We start from the raw sequence: 21,917 nt of genomic DNA on the forward strand, positions 1-21,917 counted from the left end.
CGACGGTTAGTCATGCTGCAGGAACAGTTTTTTAACCACTTCTGACAGCGCTCCGGCAAAGGTCGATGGATGCACCGGAGCCATTGTGTTCTGGACTGGATTCCGTTCTTTTTCAGCAGGCAGGAAACTTCCTTTCTGATAAACCGGAACCACTCCCACTTGCTTCCCCTCAAGATAAATCTGTATTTCCCCCCGCAGTCCAAAGCTTACATCTGTGCTCCCTTCTCTAACAGGCTGATGGAGAACCAGCTTTTTTTCGACTCCATCCTGTTCACCTTTGGCAAAGGGATATTGGAAGGTATTACTTACCACCAGATCATAGCCCTTTACAGCTTCCCCTTTCTCCATCAATGAGGACAAGGGATAGTATTCAAAGCCGTAGTCCAGCATTTTGCCATGATCATTCCAGTCATCCCCATCATTCAGCGTCACAGCGACCAACTGCTGGCCATTGCGTGTTGCCGAGCTAACCAGACAGCGAAATGCTTTTTTGGTATACCCAGTCTTCACGCCATCGGCTCCATCGTACAATCTAAGCATTTTGTTCTTGTTATCCCATTTGTAATCCCAGGACTCATTAGGATTCGGTGCTTTTTTGGTTGGTGTCTTGACGATATTCCGGAAAACGGGATTATGCAGTGCATAGGCTGTCAGCTTGGCCAGATCATTCGCCGATGAATAATGACCTTCCGCATCGAGCCCATGGGGGTTGGCAAATTGTGAATGCACCAGACCAAGCTGTTTTGCTTCTTCATTCATTAAATATACAAAGCCTTCCTCTGACCCGCCAACATGTTCGGCAATTGCCGTAGCTGCATCATTCCCTGAACGGAGCATTAGGCCGTAGAGCATATTTTCAAGGGTCATCTCTTCACCCAGCTTGAGATAGATGGATGAGCCCTCTTTTCCAAAAGCATTTTTGCTTACCTTGACCGGTTTCTTGAAATCTCCGTGTTCAATGGCAACAATGGCCGTCATGATTTTAGTCAAGCTGGCAATCCGCAGCTCATCATCTCCATGGCTGGAATACAGCAATCGCCCTGATGTTACATCGATCAAAGCGGCAGCCTGCGCATGTGTGTACAATTCAGGAAGAGATGGTCTGTTTTGCGCTGAAACCGGTACGCTGAAGGTCAGCAAAAGTGCAATCATAGCGATCCAGCAAGTGATTGATTTTATCCGCATGGTTATCTTTCCTCCGGGATTCTTGAAAATCTTGTACAAGTATATGCTTGTCTTCAGGCGGTTATGCCCCTGCGTTCATTCACACAAAAAAATCCCCTCCGGCTGGAAGGGGACGGGCAAGTGTTAATAAAACGTTGGATTGGGTTGCTCGACTGGTGTTTGTGTAGTATTTACGCCAGCGGTTGAAGCAGGATTGGTTTGGAACATGGACTGGATCTTTTCAACCATCATCGGTGCAGAGTCGATCAGCTTCTCAAACAGATGGGTTTGATTATCCAGCGGCACGATATGCACACCTTCTTTACCCACAACAAGAAACGCGATTGGACGAATAGATACACCACCGCCGCTACCGCCGCCAAATGGCATGGAAGATTTAAGATCGTTGTGGTTTTGGCCGTTTGCGTTAACGTCTTTACCGGCATATTCTCCGTTAAAATCGCTGCCTCCGGCTGCAAACCCAAACCCCACTTTACTGATCGGAAGAATCACGCTGCCATCCGGTGTTTGAACGGGATCTCCCACAATTGTATTCACATCAACCATGCCTTTGATGTTTTCCATAGCGGTCTGCATGAGGCCTTGAATTGGATGATCGGTCATTTGCTGCTTCCTCCTTCATGAAATCTAAATAAGGTCATTTCAAAAATTAGTTTGCCCAACTTCATATCGAGTATGTAGGAGGGATTTTACTCATCTCCATGTCAAACACTTGGAACTTTCTGCCCCTTCCCCTTACCTTTCCTCTGTCGGTATAAGCGAATCCATTTTTTCAATCCGCCTTCCACTTTCAGAATCCGTGATAACAGAATAATGGCAGCGAATAGGGCGTAACCGAAGGATAGCCGGGAAACACAATAAAATTCCGTCGAAAAAAGCATCTCGTCTTTGAACACGGGAATGACATTTATCCGGGGACTGCTTTTCATACGGACCTGAAAGGATAACCAGCCGATCAGCGTTGTTTTGATGCTCCATAATACACCCGAAGCGATGGCAGTCCACTCGGCTTCGCCTGTTGAGAAATTAGTTGACCACTTCAGCTCGTGAACCCGAACATGGGAAAATGTCCGCTGAAGCCATTTTTTTAATGAAGCGGTCGATCTTAACAAAATCCGGATTTCATGAGCCCATAAATCCGTTTTTTTCTTATTAATCCGGGTATGCGTCGTGTTTCCCGAATTCCGGCTCAGGTTGCTGCCTTTTTCAAGCTTAAGGAGAAAGCCTTTTTTCATATTTTCAAACACAAGTTTGGGCATTTCATAATGAAACCGTACCAGTCCGTACAGCATATGGATGTCGATTATTGCCTTATCATCATGACCATCCTTGCTGAAACGGATGGTGCAGATGATGTTCGACATGGCGGCAGCGGCAAGCAATATGAGAATAACGGCTATAACAGCCAGCGTAATCCACACAATATAGCCCCCTACAAATGACCATTCGTTATCTTCGGACATAGTATGGCATACTAAGCTGGAAAAGATTCGGATTTATATTATATGCTCAGTGTGGACATGATTCATGTGCGTCTGATCAAAATAAAAAACCGGCAATCTATGATCTAGATTACCGGTTCAATTTAACATATTAGTTCACATCATCGATCGTAAGTTGTCTGCCGTCCAGCTTTTCGAACAGAAGCTGCGTTTCTTCCTCCAGATTTTCCGTGCTTTCAAATAATTGCGGTTCCGGAAGCGCCTGTAGACTTGGAAGGCCAAAATAATCGAGGAATGACTTTGTGGTCCCGTATAAAATCGGTCGTCCAATCGCCTCTGCTCGTCCAATCTCTTCTATTAGATCCTTATGTACCAACGTCTGAATGGCACGCTCCGATTTGACGCCGCGGATCTCCTCAATCTCAACCCGGGTAATGGGCTGGCGGTAGGCTACGATGGCCAACGTTTCGAGCGCTGCCTGGGACAGAGAGGACCGGGAAGGCGAATAGGCCAGCTTTTCATAATATGCTGCATGATCCCCGAGCGTGGTCAGCTGGTAGCTTCCTGCAATTTGCAGCACCTGAATACCCCGCTGCTGCTGTTCAAAATCCTCTTTCATTTCCGTGAGCGCATCAGCAACAAGCTCTGCCCGGTGATCCACAATTTCGGCAATTTGTTTGACCGTAAGGCCTTCATCCCCTGAAAGAAACAGAAGTCCCTCAATAATCGATTTCAATTTCGGAAAGTCCATGATCCTGCTCTCCCCCTTTCCATTCCATTACAATATCGTCGAAGAGCTTTTCCTGATAACATAGAATTTGTTTCATCTTCATCAGCTCCAATATGGCCAGAAAGGTTACGACGATCTCATGTCTCATCATGTCTTCATGTAAAAGCCTGGAGAACAGCACTTTGCCGCCCCGCCCAGACTGCTCAAGTACGTTTACGACCTGTCTGATCCGGTCCTTGACCGATATCTCATCCCGCTGAATGCGGGTATAGGTTGTCCGTTTAACCGCTTTGCGGAGAGCTTTCTGGAACGCGGCGACCAAATCTGAAGCATGGAGGCCCCGCACCGGATTCTCGGTTACCGCCGGCACCCATGGAGTCAAATCCTCTGGCTCTTTCGCATAGAGCAGGCTCCGTTCCCATTCCTTCTCCTGCAAATGCTTGGCAATTCCTTTATACTTCCGGTATTCGATCAGCTTCTGCACCAGCTCCGCACGCGGATCAAGATCCTCTTCATCGTAAAAATCAAATTCGTCCATGATGAAAACCGGGGGCTTCGGTAATAGAAGCTTCGATTTAATGGATAGCAGCGTGGCTGCCATCACCAGAAACTCACTTGTAATATCGAGTTCCAGCTCCTGCATGCTGTGCAAATACTCCATATATTGGTCGGTAATCTCGCTGACGGGGATATCCTGGATATTGATTTCCGCTTTGTCTATCAGGTGAAGCAGCAAATCGAGCGGACCCTCAAATGTCTCCAGCTTGTATAATACTGTGTTCACGGCCTATCCTCCGTCCATAATAGATCAATCTATCAAATTTTATCAGCACTACTTCTACTTCTATATTAAAAAAATGTAGTGCCCTATGTAAAGGCACTACATTAACTAAGCATGATTTCTGCAGTTTCGTCAAGCTCGTAAGCTTGTCACATAGAGATTATCCGATGATCTTTTGGGCTACAAACGCCAAATCACTCAGATCGATGACGCCATCCCCGTTAATATCCGCTTTCTTGGCCTGCTGCCAGTCAGGGCTTTGCGAGCTCTTGCCGTAATTGGCGGCAATAATCGCAAGGTCACCAATTGAAACTTTGCCGTCGTTGTTAATGTCTCCCGAAACACCTGGATTAGGATGGTCAGCAGTCACCTGGAATGTATAGGCTGAGAGTGAGGTTTCTTTCTCCTTGCCTTCAGCATCTCCAAGCACCGAACGTATTAACTTGATGCTGCCTTCAGATGTCTGCTCCACATCCTTAGCCTGAAAAACAAGCGTCAATAGCTGCATGTCACCCTGGATTGCATGCTGTGATCCGGAGCTCGCAGCTACCATCCGGATTTCTCCCGGGGTATCATGCTTCGTCTCCAGCAGTCCAAAACCATCCTTAACCGAAGCAGCGGATTCGAACTCTACGAGGGCAGGATCATATGACAATTTAAGATCCATCGCATAGATACTGTCCTTCACATTCTTGACACTAAGACCAGCATTAAATTCCTGACCATTTTTTACCGAGGATGGACCTGTAATTAAGGTGCTATTCTCTTCCGGCGGCTCAACTTCAGCATCATCATCCGATTTTACCGGAATGATTTCATGAATTTTCGGAAGCCTGCTTCCGTTCCACTGAAGCTTTATTTCCAAAACATGGCCAAATCCTGATGTATCGACGGCATTATAGGACTCAGAAAGCTTTCCTGCTGTATGCCATCCATTCTCATCCCTTACAGAGATATCTGCATTGGACAGGGATGATGGTCCCTGCAGTATAATCAGCTTCTTCAGCTTCGAACCCAGAGCCAGCTGATAATTCAGAATTCCCGGTTTCGCATCACCTGCAGGCATAAAGAAAGTTGAAAGCTTGCGGTCAATCGCCATCCCTGCCTCTGAACCGCCTTTTCCAGCTGGCTGTGATTCAATCGAGGCGCTTCCGCTCCCTGGTTTTTCCATTCCTTCATTGACAATGATTTCATTTAAAGCCAGCCAGGCATTATTGGTTTCCGTCGAAATCAATCGGATATAACGAGCCTGTTTGCTATTATCAAGCACCACTCTTTTATAGCGGTAGGGCACCTCATGATCAGGGAAATTCAGCGTCCGGTCACCGGGATTATTGAAGGAATGAATGGTTTCCCAGGTTTGACCATCACGGGAGAGCTGCAAATCACCCTTACGGAAAAAGTCTCCTTCACCATCCGAAATGACAACGGCAACGTTTTTAACGCTCTCCGTTCCGCCCAGATCCACCTGTACATATTTCCCTTTTGTCTGGACCTCGCCAAACCATGTTTTGGTATCCAGTTTACCATCATATACATTTCCGGCCGCTCCTGAGTATACACTTGCAAAATTGTGACTGACTGATGATTGTACGAACTTGGACAGCTTGACATACAGCCTGTTCAGATCAAATGTAATGCTGTCAGTCCCTTTATTCATCAGCCGGATGTAAGCTGCGTTGCTGTATGGCCCCCCAGGCTGAACCACTACCCATTCCAAGCCATTTGCAGATGTCTCTAAGATCAAATTGCTATTCGTACTATCGAAGGTAATTTCCTCGATCTGCTCGATCGATTTCAGCTTGATTCCCACGTATTGGGATGGCTTTAAAATGACTTGGGTCAGTCCGCTTAGCTCCGCTGAGGTATCAGCAGCATTCAGAGGATGCCCTTGCAGTTCGGTTACGTTGGTATAAATGACAGCTTTACCCTGGTCCGCATTGACTGTAAATTCTCTGACTGCAGTCCATAAATCCGGCTTTCCTCCTGGAATCCCCGCATGCGTCAAGCGGTAACGGACGTATCTTCCTTCGGTACTCAGCCCGTCTGCACGAATGTTGAAGCCTGAACGTTCTTCTCCAATCGCGGTCCAATCCACTCCGTTCATAGAGGTTTCGAGTATCCCCTTTTGAAAAATATCAAAGTCGGAATCGTTTCTACCCTGGATAATACTGATATCGTGAATTTTGACTGGCTTGCCTAAATCAAGACCGTACCAATCCCCGTTTTGTTGCACCGTTTGAACGTACATGTAGGTGGCGGGATCTCCGTCAACCATGCGGCCGATATCCGATGGTGTGCCATAGGAGCTCATCGGAACAGGAATCACATAATCCGGATCCATCGATGTATAGATCTGCGCATCCAGCTTATTAATCAGCTGTTCAGCAAAAGGGACCATCCGTTTGGCACCCGCCTCCACGGTTACATCGGGGTAATTGAGTTTTTTAATCGTGTATGCCTTAGATTCAGCAAGTGCGGCAGAGGCTTTGGCCAGCTCCTCCCAGGCAATATCCATACTGCCTTCCTGTACTGCCATGGCAGAACGGACAGCAGCTTGACCTGACAAGGCGATATTTTTGAGACTGCTGAGCCAAGGATCGATCTCCTGCAGCATTTTCGGGTTTTGGCTCTTGGATTTGAATCCTTCGATCGCCGATAATATTTGATTGAAATCAGCAACAAGCCTGTTTCCGCTCTCCTGTAGCGACTGACCCCCATTGTATTTACTCAGGAAATCATCCAGATCCGGACGGATATTCTCGGACTCGCCCACCTGCAATCCATGACCGCTTGGCGAAGGATCGCTCAAGTGATAGGCAATCGTATTCAGCTCGGAGGCTGCCTCAGGTGCAACATATTTGAACGAGTTCAACCAGCTGCTGTCCTGATTATAATCATCCACGTTCCATGTATAGTCGGCTACGGCGAACAATGCTATTTTGGACAGTTCAGCCCATCCCATCGGATTGGATACCACACCAGAAATATTATGCGTTCCAGGCACCAATACTTCCCCTTTGCCCAGCATGAGCCGCGAATCCTTATAATCATTCACCGGCCAGTTCAGCCACATGAACGGATCCCTGCCATAGAGATTTTTTGGCCACTGCATATCCGTTGTGTTGACCGAGCCGACTACTCCTTTCCCCGTCCACATGATGTCCACGTTGGCCGGAACATTGGCGAGTGCCTGGAGATAAGGCTTGCCGCCATCTCCCGTCCAGCTTTGATTATAGAATGGAGGGCAGAAGATCAGCGGCTTTACATCACCTTTGTCCGCAGCCCAGTTAGCCACATCCGTAATCAGCTTCACGTGCTTATCCTTGTCAGTGAGTGACTGTGAGGTGCTGATGTCATCCATAAAGAGTCCAAACTGCCTTACACCAACGCCGTATAATTGATCCAGCTTGGCCAGCAGGGTTTGCAGCTCCGTATCGTAGTTATTCCAGTTAATCATGTTAAAACCAGGATGGATTGCCCACACAAAGTGGTTTTTGGTTTCATTGCCTACATCCACAAGCTCTTTGATTTTAGCCAGTTCATCCGCCGGATAAAGTGTTCTCCAGGCCGAATTATGGTATTGATCATTTTTCGGGGCGAAAATATAGGTGTTCATTTTAAATTTGCCGCCAAACCGCATCAGACTCTTACGGTCCTCATGCGACCACGGAAATCCGTAAAAGCCTTCAATAAACCCTCTCCACTTCGTATCCGAAAAGTCCTCGAATTTCACGCTATGCAGCGTTTTACCCGAAATCTGCTCAAAAATCAGACTGAGTGTTTCCAGTGCATAGTAAGCGGCATCCGTATCTTTTCCCAATACGGCAATGGTCCCTTTCGCTTCATTAGTCGCGTTTAAATCGAGTACATATGCATCCTTCTCATGAAAAAGCGCAGACGAATACGGAATACGATTTGCAAAATAGGTATCCGCATACCCCGTAGAATCCTTGATCCCGATCACAACATTTGTTTTATCCCCTATGACCGCCGCAGACTCGGTGACTTGAAGTGATTTGCTCTCCAGTATTTTTCGGAGCAGGCTGCGCGTGGGTGCATCAACACCGGCTTCGAATACCACATTGACTTGACCGGTTAGGGTGAAATCTGCGCCTTGGTAGCTTTGATGCTGGGGAAGCGGATAGATCTCATATGCATCCCCTGAAGCAGCCGTAATGACCTGAGTTCCTTCCGAACCGGGAGCAGCGCCTGCCAGATTCGAGAATAAGCCGGTCAGCAGTAATACAGCAAACAATAAGCTCATCAGTTTCTTAGACATAAACGATACCTTCATAATTCCCCTCCTAGCCTTTTAATGCTCCAGCCGTCAATCCTCCTGTAATCTGCCGTTGATAAATGACATACATCACAATGACCGGGATCATGGATATCGACAGCCCTGCAAACAAAGGTCCCCACTCCGTTCTGTACTGCATTTCGCCCTGCATCACCGCAATACCAACCGGAATGGTGTATTTCATCGGATCATTGATCAGTACGGTAGCCATAATGTACTCATTCCAGACGGTCAGGGCATTCATGATCCCCACAGTAACCATTCCCGGGGATGACAAGGGCAGCATGATCCGTAAAAATGTCCCCGAGAAAGAGCTGCCATCTATGGTTGCCGCTTCCTCCAGTTCCCTTGGCAATGTTTTATAAAATCCCACCAGGAAGAATATGCCCAAAGGTAAAATTCCGATGGTTCCTACCGAATATACTAGCGTCAATCCCAAGAGTGAATTGGACAAGTGCATGTCGCTCAGGAGAAAAAAAAGTGGGATCAGTCCAAGAGTCGTCGGGATCATCATGGAAGCCACATAGATAAAATACATCAGGCCTCTGCCTTTAAAAGAAAACCGGGCCAAAATATATGCCGTCATTGAAGCCAATGCCAAAGACAGAATCGTGCTGCCTGCAGTAACAAGGATTGAATTCATAAAATAGCTTCCGAAATGCGCGCGGCTCCATACGTTGGCATAGTTTTCAAAGTGAAACACGGAGGGGAAATCCCATGGCTTGCCCAGCATGACCTGCTGGTTATTCTTTAAGGAAGTCACAAACGTCCAAAACACCGGGTAAAGGACAATAAGCGTCCACAGCAGCAGTAGAACCCGCACAACTGTTTTGGAAACCCATAATCCTGCCGGCTTTTGACTCGCAGCTTTATTCATAAGTTCCACCTCTACATTTCAATGGTATCCCGGCGCAGCAGCCGCTGCAGAATGAGCGTCGTAATGATAGACAGGATCAAGATAAGGACGCCAATCGTTGCGCCATAGCTTAAATGAAATTGCTTGAAGCCCATCTGATACAAATAATATCCAAGCACCTGTGTCTGGTTATCTGGACCTCCGTCGGTCATCAGCTTGACGATGATAAAAGAACCGTTCAGCGTCGTTATCACGATATGGATAATGGAGGTTTTGAACTGCTCCCAGATCAGCGGCAGTGTGATTTTCGTAAACTGCTTCCATTGTCCTGCACCATCTATACCTGCCGCCTCGTACAGCGAAGAGGGAATACCCAGAATCGAGGCGATGATTAGAAGCATATAAAAACCGATGCCGGCCCACACACTTGGGGGTAGCAGCGACCACATGGCCAAATGGGAATCTCCCAGCCAGTTGGTCTCTACGGGTTTTCTCGTAAACAGTGAAAGAAAGGAATTCAGAAATCCAAGATGAGGATTATAAATGAAGCTCCACAGTACACCGATAACGGCCACTGAAATAATATTCGGAAAGAAGAAAATGACACGATAAAAGCCATACTCCCTGAGCTTCAGCCGGGTCAATGAAACGGCGAAGAAGGTCGCCAGCAGCATGATGAGGATGACCTTCCAAAACACGAGAAAATAGTCATTTTTGATAGCAGTAGGGATAATATCATCATTCATTAGATCCTTGTAGTTGCCAAAACCGATGAAATTCATCGTCTCCGAGCCGCCAGACCAGTCAAAAAAGCTTAAATATAGCCCCCGTAAAAGGGGATATACGGTAAAAACACAAAACAAAATGAATGTCGGAAGCAGGAAACCGGCGATAAATAACCTCCGTCTAGCGGCGTATCCGGCTTTCGGCTTTTTGTCCAGGTTTATCATGGCCTTACGCCCTCCCCTGTGATTTTAAAGAACAATCAGAGGTGCACATGGCCCTCTGATTGTTCAGCTTAAAGCATGTTATCGGGATTTAGCGGCCGTTTTTTCCATCCGGTCCATCCACTCTTCGGGTGTGATCGTTTTTTGCAGCAGCGCGATAGTGGCGTCATTCTCTGCTTGCTCCAGATCCGCATTGAGCTTGAATACAGGTGCCACAATGGTGTCGGAGCCGTTGAAGTATTTCATAGCTGTTTTGACAACATCGCTGGCGCCTGAGGATTCAAGATCCGCTTTTACGTTCATCAGGGCGCCTGTCAATTCAGCCCAGCGTACAGCTGCTTTTTTGGTGAAAATAAATTCGACAAAGGCTTTTGCAGCTTCCGGATTTTTCGCTTTCTTCGCAATGGCAATGTTGCTGGTATAAGGAATGGCGATATACTTGCCGCCCGGATTTTGCATGACGGATGGAATGAAGCCGAATTTGAAGCCCTGCGGCATATCCTTCTTCATTTCATTTTCCAGCCACAGACCATTTGGAATCATCGCATCCTTATGCTGCAGGAACAGCATTTGGGAGTCGGTATGGGTGATACCGAAGGAAGCATTATCGAAGAAACCTTTATCCCGCATATCTACAAGCTTTTGGAGTGTTTTGGCAACGGCGTCATTCTTGAATGAGCCTTCCTTGTTGGCTTCCTGGTCCTTCAGAATTTGCGGGTTATCTCCATTCTCTGACACAAAGCCTGAGTTCAGCAGACCGCCCACGATATAGTAGGGATATTTCCCTGTATGGATGTATGGATTGATGCCCGCGGCCTTGATCTTATCACTTACAGCAAGGAAGCTGTCCCAATCCTTCGGAACATCCCAGCCTTTTTCCTTAAAGAGGCTTTCATCATAAAAGGTTCCCCAAGATCCGAATACAAGCGGAATGGTATAGTTCTTGCCGCCGTAGTCCTGTGGAGGTGCGATCAGCGGATCCGTGAGGGCTTCGCCGTCCACGTTTTTCGCCTGCTTCACCCAATCGGTGATATCCATCAGCTGGTCATCCTTGACCATCTGCGTTTCATTCGATCCGGCGCCATCGATATAGACCAAATCCGGCGGATTGCCTTGAATCCAGCGCGGCTTCATCTGTTCATTAATCTGCGAGCCTGCCGATTCCTTAATTTTCACATCAGGATATTTCTTTTGAAATTCCCCGAGCATTTCTTTCCACCAGGCATCGCCGTAGCCACCCACAAAATATTGGATTTCGAAGTCCCCCGAAACTTTCGGCTCGGCCGCCGGTGCATCCTTGGTCTCTTCCTTCGGTTGGTCTGTTTCCGTCTTTGTTGTTGGCGTCTCTTGCGTAGGCTGGGTTGTAGTCTCCTTTGAGCCACTTCCGCATCCTGCCAGTGACATCAGCACCAGCATCAGTGCCATGCCCCCCGTTGCTTTTTTCCTGAGATTGTTATTCATTGCTTGCGCTCCCCCTAACTGGTTCATTCATAATTTTTTCGTTACTTTCAAGCCACTTTTATGCCTGAATTCCCATGAGCTTTTCTCATTATACAGGCCTTGGAAACGCCTCCAAATGATCTATTTTGAAGTAGAGTTGATACTTTTTGAACTAACTTTTTGGGTATGATGCACTAAAAAAAAGAGCAGCACGGAATTCCGTGCTGCTCCTAACTCAAATTCTGGTTATCAGATTATTTTCTTGGCCACAGCGGCCAGGTCCATAAGATCAATTTTACCGTCTCTGTTCACATCCGCGCGCTTGATTTGCTCCCAGTCCGGACTGGATGCATCCTTGCCGTAATGTGCGGCAACGATGCCGAGATCCCCGATGCTTATTTTGCCGTCTCCGTTCAGGTCTACACTGCCAGGAGGGTGAGTCATTTTGGAGACTTCAACCTGGATAGATGCAGGTGCAGCTTCTGCCTCATTTCCTTCCGGGTCCCCCAAAAATACCCGGTTTGTTGTAATTTCTCCCGAGTCCGTCTGCTCCAGCGCTTTGGCACGGAAAGATAGTGCAAGGAATGAGCCATCCTTCTGAATTGCATGCTCAGCCCCTGTACTGACGGCGATCAGGCGTACCTGTCCAGGGTTGGCTGCAGATGTCTCAATGATTTTTATATGCTCTTCCTTGGACTCGGCCTGAACGAACTCAAATTTGTCCGCATTATAATGAACGGTTATATCCTGAGCCTGAATGGCACCCGTAACATGCTTCAAGCCTAAATCAACCTTGAAAGCTTCCTCCGGGAGAACCGTTTGCGGCCCTGCAAGCTGTGCCGAAATCTGCTTTGGTGTCCCATCATCTTTGAGCGTGAAATGAATGGTATAGACAACCGTCTTCTTGCCATCCTCTGATTTGGCAATCACTTTGGCATCAGCAGGTGCCGTGACAGCAGGTATGACCGTGATCCCCGTATTGTCTGTTCCTTGTGCCGTAATTCGTGGAAGCTCTGCGGGACTGGAAATTTCAGCGGTATATTCATAGTTTCCATCTTTATATATAAGGCCGCTGATAATGCTCTTATCTCCCAGTTTAATGTCCGTTACTTTCGGCTCGCTGAAAGACGCAGGATGTTTCGAAAACACTTTAATCTCGGTAATCCCGATACCCATGCCGGTTTGTGCTGTCATATCCACTCTCAGAGCGGAGGTTTTCACCATATCAAAGGTATATTTATTCGCCTGCCGCAGCGCAGTTGAGACGGGATCGGACTTCATATTTTTCACGTCAACCCAGTCTTCTCCCGATTTATATTGAATCTTGTAGCTGGCCGGATACGAGGTTCCATGATCTCCGAACCAGTGAATCTCCATATTGTCCACATCATATTCAACGGGTTTGAAATCCCCGAACGTAATGGAGACCCAGTCGCCGGAACGAGGTGTCCGCTGCCAATTCGTCCAACGGTTCTGCGGATTATCATCATAGGAGATCACACCATCATTAATGGCCTCAAGGCGGTCCAGCGATGCAGGCCCCAGGTTGGTGAAGGAAGCCTCTGCTTTCGGATGGTCGTAGCCATTTTTCGCCATGGCGATATTCTGTTCGTCCCCTACAGTCTCCGTGACACGTATAACAGCCTTCGCTTTCATCAGCGTGCCTTCGACCGTACCCTCCAATTCAAAGATGCCCGTTTGATCCAGACTGCCGGTAGGGACTTCCGCCCAGGTCACATTCTTCCGTTCATCCGTACCATCGCTGTAATAAACAGTCAAACTCAAAGGAAGACCCGGAGTTTGCTTGCGCAGCACAGCCATAGTTACGTTCTCCACAGCTATTGCGCCCTTGACTGTAATACGTGCTTTCGCCTTCAATTTTGTCCCCTCAACGCTGCCAAGCACCTCGAATGATCCCAATTTTCCGTATTGGTAAGGAGCAACAGTTTCCCAAACTACGGCAGCAGGTTTTGGCAGGCCCGTTTTATAATGGGCAATGACCGTTTCGGGAAGGACTGGAGCCACTCCCAGATCTGTCACAACACTTACCGATTCCAGACCTTCAATGACCTTCTCGGACGTATTGGGGCTAATATTGAATACGGCTTCTTTTGTCGTCACTTTGTTTCCGTTATAGGTAAGCTCAGCAGTGACCCGGGCCTGCCCTACATGGAGTGCATAAAGCTTGTTATTTTCGATATTTACCTTATTTTTGTCAAAGGAATACACCGGATGGGTACCGGTTAAATCTGCCTTCTTGCCATTCTCGAGCAGTCCGGTGACCTTTAGATCGATGACATCATCCTCAACCAGTTCTGTTCTCGCCGCTTCAATCTCTGCGGAAATCAGTTTGGCTTCATCCGTCTGGATATGAATGACATATTCTCCGCTGACCAGACCATCTTCTGAAGTGACGTAGATTTTAACCGAACCCGGAAGCGAGATGGCGGGTACCAACGTAACTGCCGCATGATCCGCACCTACGGCCTCTACAACAGGCATTTGGCTTCCATATGGCAATGTCAGTTCATAATCGTGTTTAGCCGGGGCGAAGCCTGTTAATGCTTTACCATCAATCGTAATGCTTGCAAGATTAGCCTTGGAACCCATCGCAATTTGATCCGCATAGATCTCAACCTCGGTCAAGGCAGAGAATTTGCCGGCCTCTGAAGCTTTCATGTGAAACTTCAGTTTGTCGGTTGTGACCGGATCAAATCGGATTTCATTTTTTTGCACAGCGTAAGAGGATGGCTCTTTCACATGCTGAACATCAGACCATGCCGTGCCATTCCAATACTGCACCGTTACCTTGCTTGGGACTACCGTTCCAAAATCGGTAAAGACGAACAGATCCAGATTGTCGATCGTATATGCTTTACCAAAATCAACGGTGATGGAATCTCCCTGATCACGCGGTGATCCGGTCCAGTTGGTCCAGCGGTTTTTCGGATTCTCGTTATAGCTTTTGATCCCGTCGTTAATATGGTTTAAATTGTCTCCTACGCCGGTATACGTTGCCTCAAGCTGCGGAAAGCCGGAGCCATTTTCACGCAGCATGATATTGACTCTGCGGTTTTCATTCGTGACTCTGACTTCCGCTTTTGCTTTCAGGGAGGTTTCATCTACATGCCCTTCAACCGTAAAATTGCCCTCTTGGGCAACCTGGCTTGGAGACACCGGATCCCAGGTCACCGCAACATTCGTTATGGAATCATCGCTGAATACCAGACTTACTCTTGAAGGCAGTATTGGCAGGGAACCGACCTTGGTCGTTAACGCAACCGCTTTGACCGCCATTATTCCTTTTACTGTCACGTTGGCGGCCGCTTTCCCAGTAACACCCTCAATCGTTCCCTCCACCTCAAATTTGTTGATTTTGGCATAAAGTGAAGGATCTACAGGATTCCAGACCACCGCTTTGGCAGCAGATGAACCATCGCTGTAATAAACCTTCACGTTCTGAGGCAGCACGGGGGCTTCATTGATTCCGGTTATGACATTCACCGCTTCAATGCCGGCAACCGTTTTTTCGCCGCCAGCTGCTGCAGGCACGCTGAAAACTTTGACTGAATCTCCCCGAAGTCCAGCAGCCGTTACATTTAGCGTGATCTCGCCAGCCTTTTGATCCGATTGTAAAATTGCCAGCGCCTTGCCGCTAAATGCTTTTCGTTTATTATCCTTATAACGTTCCGCGCTGGCCGCATTACCGTTATCAACACCCGCTAGCGAGCCTTTGCCGGATATGCTGAACTGCAGCTGATTATCAGCAGTTGGTACAATATTGCCCTTACTATCCACGATATCCGCAGTAATAAAGGACAGATCTGCACCGTCTGCCTCTATAACCTGTCTATCCGCTGTCAAACGCACGGATGCCGGTTCACCTGCTGTGACCACTTCATCCCTTGCGACAACCTTTCCCTGCTCATCCTTTGCTACCGCTTCGAGTGTCCCGGCTTGGAAAGGAACGGACCATTCCAGATACGTTTTTCCAGCAGAGGTTTCTTTGTACGGGACACCCCATGAGGTCGTTTTATTCTCATAACTTCGCTCGCCGAGTGAAGTGCCGTTTAACAGCAGCTCTACCTTTTTGGCATTCGTATAGGCCAGGACGCGGACCGTTTCTCCTTCCTTCCAGTTCCAGTGCGGCAGTAGGTGCACCATGGGTTCTTTTGTCCACTGGCTTTGATAATAGTAGAATATATCCTTCGGAAAACCCGCTGTATCGACTGCGCCGAAATAAGAGCTTTTCGACGGGAAGGTGTTGTAATAAGGTGTCGGTTCGCCAATATAATCAAATCCGGTCCAGATAAACTGCCCCGCGATATGCTTCAAATCCCGCTCCTGCTTCCAGGCATCTTCCGCTGTTCTCCCCCAGCTTACGGAATCATTATCATAGGAGGATTGCTGTAAATCCGAATACGTTCCCATTTTGTTATCACTGTTCGGATGGGTATATATCCCTCTGGATCTTGTGGCTGAAGAGGTCTCGGAGCCGTACATGATCCAGTTTGGATACTGCTCGTGAAAATAAGTGTAGTTGTTCTCGGCATAGTTCAGCCCAACCACATCCACGGCATCAAGCACGTTTTTAATATTGCTGTTAAGCGGCCTGGAGTTAGCACTATTTTGACCGATGGTCGTCGGTCTTGTTGTATCTACCTGCTTCACCCATTCCACCAGCTTACGTGCTGTTGCGGCACCGCCTGCACTGGAGCTGTCATAGATCTCGTTTCCGAGTGACCACATGATGATGGAAGGCTCATTTTTGTCTCTTTCGACCATTTCTTTGATGTCATGCTCCGCCCATGTCGAGGCAAACCGATCTGCCCAAACCGAGAAAAAGCGCGCATAATCATATGTTTTTTTGCTTTGATTCCAGGCATCAAATGCCTCCTCAATTACAAGCAGCCCCAGCTTATTGCAAGCTTCCAGAAGCTCCGGAGAAGGAGGATTATGTGTCGTTCGGATCGCATTGACGCCCATTTCCTTCATGATCTGCATTTGCCGTTCAACTGCACGGGCATTAGTAGCTGCTCCAAGAGCTCCCAGATCATGGTGCATCGAAACGCCATGGAGCTTCATATATTGACCGTTCAGGGAAAATCCTTCATTGGCATCGAGTTTGAAGTATCGAGCTCCAAAGGATGTTTCGTACGTGTCCACTGTTTTTCCGCCAGCAATCACTTCAGTGATGACCTTGTATAGATATGGATTCGTGGTGCTCCAGAGCTCCGGATGATTGATTTGGGTCTTGTCTTCAAAGGAAGTGACTTTGCCCGCCCCGGCCGTGACCTTTTTGGAATCCACCATCGCGACATGGTTCCCGGCTGCATCCACGATCGAAGATCTCACGCTCACTTCGGCAGGGACCGTCGAATCATTCGCAACTTTAGTCACGATATTGACGTCTGCTCTGCCGCTTGCATATGCCGTTTCCAAATCAGGTGTCGTCACAAAGGTTCCATACCTTGCGACATGAACCGGACTTGTTACGGTCAGATATACATTTCTGTATATTCCGCTTCCTGAATACCAGCGGCTGCTCGGCTGAGTATTGTTAACCTTGACAGCGAGTACATTTTCTCTACCATCCGTGTACACTTTATCGGAAATATCATAGGAAAAAGAGGTGTACCCGTAAGGATATGTTCCCAACACCTGTCCATTCAAATAAGTAGTGCTGTTCATGTAAACGCCATCAAAATCGATGGAAAGATGTTTTCCACTCATAGATGCAGGCAATGTGAAGGTTTTGCGGTACCAGCCTGTGCCTCCGTCGAGGAATCCCCCTTCATGTGTTGCCGGTGAATTTGCATTAAAATCCAGTTCAATACTCCAGTCATGGGGCAAGTTTAATTGCCGCCAGGCATGATCATCAAAATCTGGAGCCTGTGCTCCGGAAATACTGCCGCCGTTCTCCCGCTGAAAACGCCAGTCAGCATTGAAATCCAACTTTCTTTCCCCGCCGTAATCCATCCCACTGGCTTCAGAGGAGATGACTGTAATCTTCGCCGCCTCCGTTCCATCATTTTCCTGTGCAGATACCGGAAGAGTAAAGCCGGTCAACATGAATACTGCAGCAAAGCATAAGCTCAATCCTCTGCTGAACCTACCTTTTCGCCTCAATGGAACTCCTCCTCATGGTTCTTATCAAGGGGTGGAGGAGAACAGCCGCAGTCTCCTCCACCTTCTTGGCTCGCTACTGTAAAATTTTCTTGGCGATTTCGGCAAGATCCAGAAGATCAATTTTGCCGTCGCCATTCCCATCGATATGCTTGATTACTCCAGAATTTTTCTTGCAATCGCAGCAAGATCGGCAATATCCACTTTGCCGTCTCCATTGATATCTGCGCGCTTCGCCTGCTCCCAATCCGGACTGGATGTATCTTTTCCATAATGAGCAGCAGCAATTGCAAGGTCACCAATGCTGATTTTACCGTCGTGATTAATATCCTCAGAAGTCCCAGATGATTCCGGTACGATATCGACATCGATGGACGATAGGATCGCCTTGGTCTCCACTCCTTCCGAATCTCCAAGTGTCGCGTCCGCAGCTTCTACTTTTGCAGTGAAGGCTGAAGTAGCTACTTTCGCTTTAAAACTAAGGGTTAGGACCTCGGCGCTGTCTTTCACAGCATGGTCTGCACCCTCGCTCGCAATAATAAAGCGGGCTTTGCCTGATTCCGATGCTTGGGTATCGACCAGCTGTACCCCGGCAGTAGCCGATTTAGCAGATATAAATTCCATTTTGCTGGCATCATAGATAACTGTGATATCTTGTGCGAATACCGGCTTCTCCGGATGGCGTAGCCCCAGCCCTACCTCAAATTCTTTTCCGGATGACACCTTACCCGGACCTGTAAGAGATACTACTGCGCCCTTTTCCTCAGCTTCACCAGCACGCACATCGGCGTGAAGCTTGTTATCCTCTGCCTGAACGGATAAAGCGTTGCCAAATACGTTTAGAATTTTAAGATTTGAGCTAAAGCTGGCTTTAAATGGATAGGTACCGGGAGCGATATCCGGAAAAGCAGTCTCAAAGATATACTCTGTACCCGCCTCGTTCCGGCTACTCAATGGGAGATTAATTTCCTTCTCGCCGATCATTCCTTTTAATGTCTTATCGCCGCTCAGCATCGTGTAACGGTCAAACACCGCTTTGACCTGCAGCTTATCGCCGGTAGAGTAGCCCTCTGTCTTGGGTTCATCAACGGCAATGGATGTCAACTTCACCGGAGGACTGATGCCCTGACGCTGCCACTTTAAATAATCCACATTGAATTTAATGAAATCCATATTGGTGCCTTCATAAAAAAGTCCGATATTACCGTTTTCCAAATTGGCGAGACTGGAATAAGAATAGCTGCCTTCTTTGACAAGCTGAGAATACTTCCAGTCAAAGATGTATTTCGTCCGGCCATTGGCATAAGTTCCATCCTCACGGATGAGCCCTGCTTTAACTGTTCCGTTGATTCGGCTTGATGCATCCCCCGGACTGGCGAAAATCACAGCATCCTGTCCGTCGATCTTCCCGTTGTAACGGATCACTGTCATTTGGCAGTATGGAGCCACGAGCCCACGCTCTGTGACGACTTCAGCATCCCATGTTTCCCCGCCGTCAAAGCTTGTCGCTATCTGGGCATATCCTGAATAATTTCTCATGAACAGCTTCAGCTGGCCGTCTGGCATTTCCACAACCTGCGACTCCGTAAGCTCATTGCCCGTAAAATTACGTTCATGCAGCGTAACCCCATTAACAATACGCCCTTCATTTGGAGACTCACCGCGATGCCAGGTCTCCCCGTGGTCATCGCTGTAGATGACAGCACTTGCCTGCTGGCGGTTCTCATTTGTAAAATACACAGGAAATACAAGCCGCCCGGCATGTGGGCCCTGGGTAAGCTGGATTCCCGTTCCCGGGCCAGCTCCCAAAAAGGCCATCCAGTCTTCCTTCAGTCCCGGGTTCATATTCACCGGTCCATCCCAGGTCAGGCCATCGTCATCGCTGTGCCAGAGCTCCAGATAGGAGGTCATAATAGGCTTCAGCGGCGAGCTGCTCAGAAAAACATTACTTATCTGTGTATCGTTCTGGAAAAGATTCCGTAGCTTATCGACACGGTAGGAGGTTTTTTGATTGCTGATGTCAAACACCTCACCATTTTCTCTTATCGTATATTCACTGCCGCTTTGATCCTTCAAGATCATATATTTCTTATCGTTTACGGTCTTGTACCCGCTGCTCTGCACGGAGCTCGGAAATCCGCCGCCCTCCGGGAATCCGAGAACCAGGGAAAAGATCCGCTTGGTTTGCCGGTCCTGCAGCAATTCTTGATCAATATTGGAGGCATTGCCGGGATAATCATTAATCAGCACCCCATTCGTTTCCCATGTCTTCCCTGCATCGAGGCTCCGGCGCACCATCATATCGATGTTGGCTGGAGAATCGCCACTATGGTTGATTCGCTTATCAATACCTGCGAGGAGTGTCCCGGAATCCGTATATAACAAGGATGGAATCCGGTAAGCCTTTGAGCCGTACAAATCCGGATAAAAGATCGAATAAGGCTGGGTGATCATGGCTCCTTCGGGCAGCGGATTCTGGACAGGATTTGCTTGGGTCACTCCCGTAACATTCAGCAGTTCCTGATCTATTAGCGGCTTGCTGTACACCTCGGCAAAATCAATCTCGCCGTTAAAAGGATACATATTAGAGCCTGCTTTCCTTGCCGTACGTCCCAGTTCCGAACTGTTCGGAGCGTATATATTGCTCAGAAACTTTCTCGCAGAGGTCGTATCCTGCTTCACAAGCTTACCGTCGAGAAAATATTTATATCCCTGGTCCTTGCTGACAACCATCGCAACGGTATGAACCTGATTTTCCTTAACCGCGACATCTGCTTTGACATGTGTGTTTACGCTGGTCTGTCCGGGCTCTTCATAGCGGTTTTCACTGCCTACGGCGGACGGGCTGACATACAGGTGAAAATGTCCGTTAGCCAGTGTGCTGTTACTGAGCGAGAAAAGCGACATGATGGAAGATCCGGTATAACGGAACCGGACGATAATCGTTCCTTCTTCAAGCCCTTTTAATTTATCCACTTTGTCATTCAGGTTGATAAAATTCTGGTTGTATATCTGCTGGTTCTCTGTTCTGAAAACAAGGCCTCGATCCGGTTCAGATTCCGGCTGTGGATTTGCCATTATCGCAGATGGAAAAATGACGAACAGCATCATCAAACTTAAAAGCAAGGTCGAAGCTTTTTTCAACGCCGATCTCCCCTTTATTCACCCAAAATAGGATTTGAAAAATGGGGTAGACTTTCGGCTACCCCTGCCTTCACATATGTTATGGCTGCTCTATAATTTTCTTGGCTACGATGGACAGATCGCCGACATCAATGGCTCCGCTGTTATCCAGATCGAACTTCTTCACATCGTTCCAGTTCGGACTGGTCGAATCCATGCCATACTTGGCTGCGATCATCGCAAGGTCACCAATACTTACTTTACCGTCTCCGTTCACATCGCCCGAAACGGCAGAGCCGGATTTGATTTTTACAGTAACCGAGGTGCTATCCATGTTGAACTCCTCTCCAATCTCGTTGCTCAGCGTTGCTTGTATAATCCGAAGCACCCCGTCTGTCTCCTTGTCTACGGCAGCTGCCTTAAAGCCAAGCTCCAAGATATCCCCGGTTCCTGTTACCGCATTCTGCGCGCCCATGCTTGCCAGGATAATGCGGAGACTTCCCGGAGCTTGTGTGCTGGGATCGTTGACAACGGTTACGCCTTCTTTAAGCACTTTGATAGAATCAGCCACGTACTCCATCACGGCTGGATCATATTCAATGGTGATATCCTGGGCAAACACATTCCCTGTTACTCCCGAAACACCATATTTGATTGTGAACGATTGACCCGGCGCAGCCTGCTCAACGCTTGCCTTTAATGTTACGGACTGCTGCCCGGCACTAGTAGCCGCCGCATTCTGGCTTGGTTCCTGCTTGCCCTGTTCTTTCACATTGCCTGCTTCTTGAGGCGTACCGGTTTCATTCGGTTTCTGCTGATCGGCTGTAACCGTATGATCTCCGCCTGAGTTTTGTTCCACTGCAGTTCCGCTTACCTCGTCTCCCGAAGCGGCATGAGCCGTCGAGGAGCTGAGCAAGAGCCAAGCCGCCATCATAAAGACTGCAAACATAACCATCCATTTTTTCTCCATACGAACTGTCATCATTA

General features: G+C 47.9%; 12 protein-coding genes. All 12 read right to left on the minus strand.

Features of this window, described 5'->3' with window-relative positions; translation table 11 throughout:
• Nucleotides 1–6: 6 nt before the first annotated feature.
• A complete protein-coding gene (locus E6W40_RS15255; RefSeq protein ID WP_136606230.1) occupies nt 7–1,185 on the minus strand; it encodes a D-alanyl-D-alanine carboxypeptidase family protein in 1,179 nt (392 codons plus the stop codon).
• Nucleotides 1,186–1,308: 123 nt separating this feature from the next.
• Nucleotides 1,309–1,788: a GerW family sporulation protein gene (gene ytfJ / locus E6W40_RS15260; RefSeq protein ID WP_136606231.1), complete on the minus strand. Its 480-nt coding sequence runs from the start codon at nt 1,786–1,788 to the stop codon at nt 1,309–1,311.
• A gap of 101 nt (nt 1,789–1,889) precedes the next feature.
• Entirely contained in the window at nt 1,890–2,606 is a 717-nt protein-coding gene (locus E6W40_RS15265) for a DUF2953 domain-containing protein (RefSeq protein WP_168928940.1), read from the minus strand.
• Nucleotides 2,607–2,778: 172 nt separating this feature from the next.
• Nucleotides 2,779–3,378 carry an SMC-Scp complex subunit ScpB gene (scpB, locus tag E6W40_RS15270; protein ID WP_136606233.1) on the minus strand — a complete coding sequence of 200 codons (600 nt, stop codon included), beginning with the start codon at nt 3,376–3,378 and terminating at the stop codon, nt 2,779–2,781.
• On the minus strand, nt 3,347–4,141 hold the full coding sequence (locus E6W40_RS15275; protein ID WP_136606234.1) for a segregation and condensation protein A: 795 nt from the start codon (nt 4,139–4,141) through the stop codon (nt 3,347–3,349). The genes scpB and E6W40_RS15275 overlap by 32 nt, the downstream gene beginning before the upstream one ends.
• Nucleotides 4,142–4,298: 157 nt before the next feature.
• Entirely contained in the window at nt 4,299–8,435 is a 4,137-nt protein-coding gene (locus tag E6W40_RS15280; protein ID WP_136606235.1) for a beta-N-acetylglucosaminidase domain-containing protein, read from the minus strand.
• Between the two features lie 10 nt (nt 8,436–8,445).
• A complete protein-coding gene (locus E6W40_RS15285; protein ID WP_136606236.1) occupies nt 8,446–9,315 on the minus strand; it encodes a carbohydrate ABC transporter permease in 870 nt (289 codons plus the stop codon).
• Between the two features lie 11 nt (nt 9,316–9,326).
• A complete protein-coding gene (locus tag E6W40_RS15290; RefSeq protein WP_136606237.1) occupies nt 9,327–10,244 on the minus strand; it encodes a carbohydrate ABC transporter permease in 918 nt (305 codons plus the stop codon).
• A 78-nt stretch (nt 10,245–10,322) separates the two neighbouring features.
• Nucleotides 10,323–11,702 (minus strand): extracellular solute-binding protein, encoded by a 1,380-nt coding sequence (locus tag E6W40_RS15295; RefSeq protein ID WP_246073020.1) that lies wholly within the window; start codon nt 11,700–11,702, stop codon nt 10,323–10,325.
• Nucleotides 11,703–11,930: 228 nt separating this feature from the next.
• Nucleotides 11,931–17,810, minus strand: a complete 5,880-nt coding sequence (locus E6W40_RS15300) for an Ig-like domain-containing protein (RefSeq protein WP_136606238.1) — start codon at nt 17,808–17,810, stop codon at nt 11,931–11,933.
• 153 nt (nt 17,811–17,963) lie between these two features.
• On the minus strand, nt 17,964–20,951 hold the full coding sequence (locus E6W40_RS15305; RefSeq protein WP_136606239.1) for a sialidase domain-containing protein: 2,988 nt from the start codon (nt 20,949–20,951) through the stop codon (nt 17,964–17,966).
• A 79-nt stretch (nt 20,952–21,030) separates the two neighbouring features.
• The gene (locus tag E6W40_RS15310) at nt 21,031–21,915 is read right to left on the minus strand and encodes a cohesin domain-containing protein (RefSeq protein WP_136606240.1); all 885 of its coding nucleotides are present in this window, start codon (nt 21,913–21,915) and stop codon (nt 21,031–21,033) included.
• Nucleotides 21,916–21,917: the final 2 nt, after the last annotated feature.

The organism is Paenibacillus dokdonensis (assembly GCF_004916975.1).
GTDB classification, from domain to species: Bacteria; Bacillota; Bacilli; order Paenibacillales; family Paenibacillaceae; genus Paenibacillus_AQ; species Paenibacillus_AQ dokdonensis.

Excerpts from the sequence above, each read along its gene's own strand:
- scpB (WP_136606233.1), bottom strand. The coding sequence starts at position 3,378 with ATGGACTTTCCGAAATTGAAATCGATTATTGAGGGACTTCTGTTTCTT.
- E6W40_RS15255 (WP_136606230.1), bottom strand. The coding sequence starts at position 1,185 with ATGCGGATAAAATCAATCACTTGCTGGATCGCTATGATTGCACTTTTG.
- E6W40_RS15310 (WP_136606240.1), bottom strand. The coding sequence starts at position 21,915 with ATGATGACAGTTCGTATGGAGAAAAAATGGATGGTTATGTTTGCAGTC.
- ytfJ (WP_136606231.1), bottom strand. The coding sequence starts at position 1,788 with ATGACCGATCATCCAATTCAAGGCCTCATGCAGACCGCTATGGAAAAC.
- E6W40_RS15285 (WP_136606236.1), bottom strand. The coding sequence starts at position 9,315 with ATGAATAAAGCTGCGAGTCAAAAGCCGGCAGGATTATGGGTTTCCAAA.
- E6W40_RS15290 (WP_136606237.1), bottom strand. The coding sequence starts at position 10,244 with ATGATAAACCTGGACAAAAAGCCGAAAGCCGGATACGCCGCTAGACGG.
- E6W40_RS15295 (WP_246073020.1), bottom strand. The coding sequence starts at position 11,702 with ATGAATAACAATCTCAGGAAAAAAGCAACGGGGGGCATGGCACTGATG.
- E6W40_RS15280 (WP_136606235.1), bottom strand. The coding sequence starts at position 8,435 with ATGAAGGTATCGTTTATGTCTAAGAAACTGATGAGCTTATTGTTTGCT.